4 protein-coding genes and 2 pseudogenes are annotated in these 5,130 nt (G+C 68.3%); 5 read left to right on the top strand and 1 reads right to left on the bottom strand.

Annotated elements, in window-relative coordinates; all coding sequences use genetic code 11:
- Positions 1 to 20: 20 nt before the first annotated feature.
- From dtd to ACRDSQ_RS25590, 5 genes and pseudogenes are all read left to right on the top strand, one after another.
- Entirely contained in the window at positions 21 to 446 is a 426-nt protein-coding gene (gene dtd, locus ACRDSQ_RS25610; RefSeq protein WP_431424516.1) for a D-aminoacyl-tRNA deacylase, read from the top strand.
- 178 nt (positions 447 to 624) lie between these two features.
- Positions 625 to 1,599, top strand: coding sequence for a sigma-70 family RNA polymerase sigma factor (locus tag ACRDSQ_RS25605; RefSeq protein ID WP_431424515.1), 975 nt, complete (start codon positions 625 to 627; stop codon positions 1,597 to 1,599).
- 708 nt (positions 1,600 to 2,307) lie between these two features.
- Positions 2,308 to 2,559: pseudogene (locus ACRDSQ_RS25600) on the top strand (hypothetical protein); the annotation flags it as partial.
- Positions 2,560 to 2,780: 221 nt separating this feature from the next.
- A pseudogene (locus ACRDSQ_RS25595) lies at positions 2,781 to 2,924 on the top strand (YeeE/YedE family protein); the annotation flags it as partial.
- 102 nt (positions 2,925 to 3,026) lie between these two features.
- Positions 3,027 to 4,688, top strand: a complete 1,662-nt coding sequence (locus ACRDSQ_RS25590) for a fumarate hydratase (protein WP_431424514.1) — start codon at positions 3,027 to 3,029, stop codon at positions 4,686 to 4,688.
- 15 nt (positions 4,689 to 4,703) lie between these two features.
- Here the strand turns inward: ACRDSQ_RS25590 and ACRDSQ_RS25585 are convergent.
- A partial coding sequence (locus tag ACRDSQ_RS25585) for a M23 family metallopeptidase (protein ID WP_431424513.1) occupies positions 4,704 to 5,130 on the bottom strand: 427 nt, incomplete at its 5' end.

Here is a 5,130-nt window from a genome sequence, read left to right as displayed (position 1 = left end):
GTGCTGCCGGTGGAGCTCGCGTGAGGGCGGTGGCGGCCCGGGTCACGCGCGCGAGCGTGGTCGTCGAGGGCGAGACCGTGGGCAAGATCGACCAGCCAGGTCTGCTGGTGCTGCTGGGGGTGCGTGTCGACGACACCCCCGAACAGGCCACGACGATGGCACGGAAACTGCACGAACTTCGCATCCTGCGAGACGAGGAGTCGTGCGCGTCCGCGGACGCTCCACTCCTTCTAGTGAGCCAATTCACACTCTACGGAGAGACGCGCAAAGGCAGGCGTCCGACGTGGACCGCCGCCGCGCGGCCGGAGACGGCGCAACCCCTCTTCGACGCGGTCGTGGCCGAACTCCGCAAGCGCGGAGCACACGTAGAAATCGGCGTTTTCGGTGCCATGATGGCGGTTGAGAGCGTGAACGACGGTCCGTTCACCGTGCTCGTGGAAACCTGATGCACCCCTACCGCGTTGCGTCGTCCGTGGACGGTCGCGGTTCTCAGGGAAAGCTCAGGTAAGCACGAGCAACCCCTTCTTCTTCGCTGGCGTCTTCAAGGGTGTGGGAATCCGGGAACGAATCCCGGTGCACCGACGTTTTGCAGGACAGAACCACAGCGACAGGGGGAGGAGCACCATGACGGTCCCGCAGCAGCGCGAACCCGAGGTCACCTACGAAGCCGCAGACCTCGACGCCCAAGGGCCCGCGGCCGACCTGGTCCGCGTGTACCTCAACGGGATCGGACGCACGGCGCTTCTCACTGCGGCGCAGGAGGTGGAGCTGGCCAAGCGCATCGAGGCGGGGGTCTTCGCGCAGCACATGCTCGACACCGCGCCGCAGCTCTCGCACGGCCGCCGCGCCGAGTTGCGCGCGCTGATCGCCGACGGGCACACCGCCAAGAACCACCTGCTGGAAGCGAACCTGCGGCTCGTCGTGTCGCTGGCCAAGCGCTACACCGGCCGCGGGATGCCGCTGCTCGACCTGATCCAGGAGGGCAACCTGGGTCTGATCCGCGCGGTCGAGAAGTTCGACTACACCAAGGGTTTCAAGTTCTCCACCTACGCGACGTGGTGGATCCGCCAGGCGATCACCCGCGGCATGGCCGACCAGGGCCGCACGATCCGGCTGCCCGTCCACCTCGTGGAGCAGGTCAACAAGCTGGCCCGGATCAAGCGCGACCTGCACCAGGCGCTGGGCCGCGAGGCGACCAAGGACGAGCTGGCCCGCGAGGCCGGGCTGACCCCGGAGAAGGTCCGCGACCTGCTCGACCACGCGCGTGACCCGGTGAGCCTGGACATGCCGGTCGGCGCCGAGGAAGACGCCCCGCTGGGCGACTTCATCGAGGACGGCGAGGCCATCGACGCCGAGAGTGCGGTCATCTCCGGCCTGCTGCAGGACGACATGCGCCGCGTGCTCGCCACGCTCGACGACCGCGAGCAGTCGGTGATCCGGCTGCGCTACGGCCTCGACGACGGCCAGCCGCGCACCCTCGACCAGATCGGCAAGCGCTTCGGGCTCTCCCGCGAGCGCGTCCGCCAGATCGAGCGCGAGGTCATGTCGAAGCTGCGCCAGGGCGAGCGGGCCGAGAAGCTGCGGGCGTACGCCAGCTGACGAGGACTTTCCGAGGAAAGTCGGCGACCCTGAGCAACCTCTCGGCCGCCCGCTACGTCACCTAATCAGCAGCGTTGACATGTGACGCCAGTCACGGCAACGTTCAGCACAGACCGCGCGACACGGAACACCGATTCGGTGTTCCGTGGTCGCATTCGACGGGAGGTCGGGACGGCCGGGGGCCGCCCCGGCCTTCCGGCTTTTCCGGCCAGGGTGACCACTCCCCGGTCGGCCCGAATACAAAAATGCTTCACCATATTCGCTTTATTCGACAATTTTTCCCGCCACGGAAAGCAACCATCCTCTGAACCAAATGGGTGAAGGAGGGTTGCGACAGTCGGCGTCTCATTCTTTGGCGACTGGTTGACACCCATCTGCCACAGTTGGATCATTTCCGCATGTGCACCCTTCTCGTCCTTGTCGGACGACTGCATGTGGACCTGCGCCAGCAGGCCAGCGCGCTCTGTCTGAGCCACTGAGGTTCCCGCACGCCCGCTGAGGGCGTTTGCTCCAGCTCACCCCATCCCATTCGCAAGGCATCCAGCGTGCGCTGGAAGGACTCGTCGCGCCGAAATTGCGCGTCGGGAGTTCGACGCGCCCTTTTTCGCACGCGAAAGTATTCGGGGAGAACCATGTCCTGGAATTCGCCGTATAGGCGGAAACTCTTATCGGGGCCGTAGCGGCGGTACTCGCCGCCGGCGCCGCCGCGAAAGCACCTCCCCGGACCGGCCGGCGGTGTCGAACTACTTCGTCGCCCGCTCCGGTCTCGACGGCGACCACAAGGTCAACGTGCTCAAGCTGAGCCCCGACGGCAAGCCCACCCTGGATACGGAGTTCAAGGACGAGTTCAGCGGCCAGGTCGGGATCAACTTCAACCGCCGCAAGTGGCCGCACGGCGACTTCGGCAACGCGAAGCTGCACTCGGAGCTGTTCGTCGTGGCCGACGCGGATGTGATGTAGCCATGGAGCAGCGCGGCGAACTCGACGCCCGAGCCGGTACGGGTGCCGGTCCTGACGGCGTGCCCGTCGGACACTCTGTCCACAGAGGACGCAAACGCGCTGCGCAAACTGGTCGACTTCCTCGGCTCACGCGGCGTCGCCGGCCTCACCCTCCGCGGCGACTCGCCCCGGGCAACCAGGGCGACGGAGGTGGTCCGCGCAGCGGCAGCCCAGGCGAGTCTGCGGCCTACCTGGGTGGCATCTCCGTGGGCAGCCTGCACGGCCGGCTGTGGGGTGTGTTCGCCCTCGGCGGCACCTGGATCGGTCTGGCGCTGCGGCCGGTGTTCGGTCTGGTGAACCCGAAGCCCTCCGACAGCGCCTGCTGAACCGGAAGGTGGTCAGTGCCACGTGGGGAATGGGCGGAGCGCGCGACGGTGGCGGGGTACGTTCATGGGCAACTTGGACGCGCGCAAGGGAGCCCGCACATCGTGACCGCCACCACGAATTTCGAGTACACCGACGTATTGCCGCTCGCCCCGGACCGGACCACCGAGTACCGGCTGGTCTCCCCGGACGGTGTCCGGGTCGTCGAGGCCGCGGGACGCCGGTTCCTCGAAGTCGACCCGGCCGCGCTGACCCTGCTGGCGAAGGAAGCCGTCAAGGACATCCAGCACCTGCTGCGCCCCTCGCACCTGGCCCAGCTGCGCGCGATCGTCGACGACCCCGAGGCCAGCGGCAACGACCGCTTCGTCGCCATGGACCTGCTGCGCAACGCGTGCATCGCCGCAGGCGGTGTGCTGCCGATGTGCCAGGACACCGGCACGGCGATCATCATGGGCAAGCGCACCGAGACGGTCCTGACCGGCGGCGCCGACGAGCAGGCGCTCTCCCAGGGGATCTTCGAGGCCTACCAGGAGCTGAACCTGCGGTACTCGCAGATGGCGCCGGTGACGTTCTGGGACGAGAAGAACACCGGCACCAACCTGCCCGCGCAGATCGACATCCACACCAAGCCGGGCACGGACCCGTCGTATGAGTTCCTGTTCATGGCCAAGGGCGGCGGGTCGGCGAACAAGACGTTCCTGTACCAGGAGACCAAGGCCGTCCTGAACCCCACGCGGCTGGCGAAGTTCCTCGACGAGAGGCTGCGGTCCCTCGGCACCGCCGCGTGCCCGCCGTACCACTTGGCCATCGTCGTCGGTGGGCTCTCGGCCGAGCAGAACCTCAAGGTCGCCAAACTCGCCTCCGCGCGCTACCTCGACACGCTGCCCACCGAGGGCTCCGCGGCGGGGCACGCGTTCCGCGACGTCGACCTCGAGCAACAGGTCCTCGAGATGACCCGCCAGTTCGGCATCGGCGCCCAGTTCGGCGGCAAGTACTTCTGCCACGACGTGCGCGTCATCCGCCTCCCGCGGCACGGCGCGTCCTGCCCGGTCGGGCTCGCGGTGTCCTGCTCCGCCGACCGCCAGGCGAAGGCCAAGATCACCCCGGAGGGTGTGTTCCTGGAGCAGCTCGAACGCGACCCGGCGCACTTCCTGCCCGAGGTCACCGGTGAGGACCTGTCCGACGAGGTCGTCAAGATCGACCTGACACTGCCGATGTCGGAGATCCGGGCGACGCTGGCCAAGCTGCCGGTGAAGACGCGGCTGTCGCTGACCGGCCCGCTGGTCGTGGCCCGCGACATCGCCCACGCCAAGATCAAGGAACGCCTCGACGCGGGCGAGCCGATGCCGCAATACCTCAAGGACCACCCGGTGTACTACGCCGGACCGGCCAAGACGCCCGCCGGATACGCGTCGGGCTCGTTCGGCCCGACCACGGCGGGCCGCATGGACTCCTACGTCGAGGAGTTCCAGGCGGCGGGCGGCTCCATGGTGATGCTGGCCAAGGGCAACCGGTCCCGCCAGGTCACCGACGCGTGCCAGACGCACGGCGGGTTCTACCTCGGCTCGATCGGCGGCCCGGCCGCCCGGCTCGCGCAGGACTGCATCAAGAAGGTCGACATCCTGGAGTACGCGGACCTGGGGATGGAAGCGGTCTGGAAGATCGAGGTCGAGGACTTCCCCGCGTTCATCGTCGTTGACGACAAGGGCAACGACTTCTTCGCAGGCACCTCAACCCCCACCCTCCAGATCTCCTTCAACCGCTAGCCCCACCCCCGCGAGTTAGATGGCGACGCCGCGCTGGCGGAGCCAGGCCAAGGGGTCGACCTTCTTGGAGCCGCCGAGCCACACCTCGAAGTGCACGTGCGGGCCGGTGGACTGGCCGCGGTTGCCGACGGTCGCGATCAGCTGGCCCGCGCCCACTCGGGTGCCCTTGCCCGCCTTGATCTCGTTGACGTGGCCGTAGATCGTCACCGTGCCGTCGTCGTGCTGCACGCGGACCCACAGGCCGAAGCCGCTGGCCGGGCCCGCCTCGATGACGGTGCCGGGCGCGACGGACACGATCGGGGTGCCGATGCTGTTGGCGATGTCGATGCCGTAGTGCGTGGCGCCCCAGCGGGCGCCGAACCCGGAGGTGAGCCTGCCCGCGGCGGGCCGGACGAAGCCGGCGGCCGCCTTGCGGGCCGCTTCGGCCTCCGCGGCCTTCTGC

This window comes from Actinokineospora sp. (genome assembly GCF_050699995.1).
Lineage (GTDB): Bacteria > Actinomycetota > Actinomycetes > Mycobacteriales > Pseudonocardiaceae > Actinokineospora.
The sequence above is the reverse complement of the archived record's forward strand: the minus strand, read 5'-3'. Positions and strand labels throughout refer to the sequence as shown.

Excerpts from the sequence above, each read along its gene's own strand:
- ACRDSQ_RS25605 (WP_431424515.1), top strand. The coding sequence starts at position 625 with ATGACGGTCCCGCAGCAGCGCGAACCCGAGGTCACCTACGAAGCCGCA.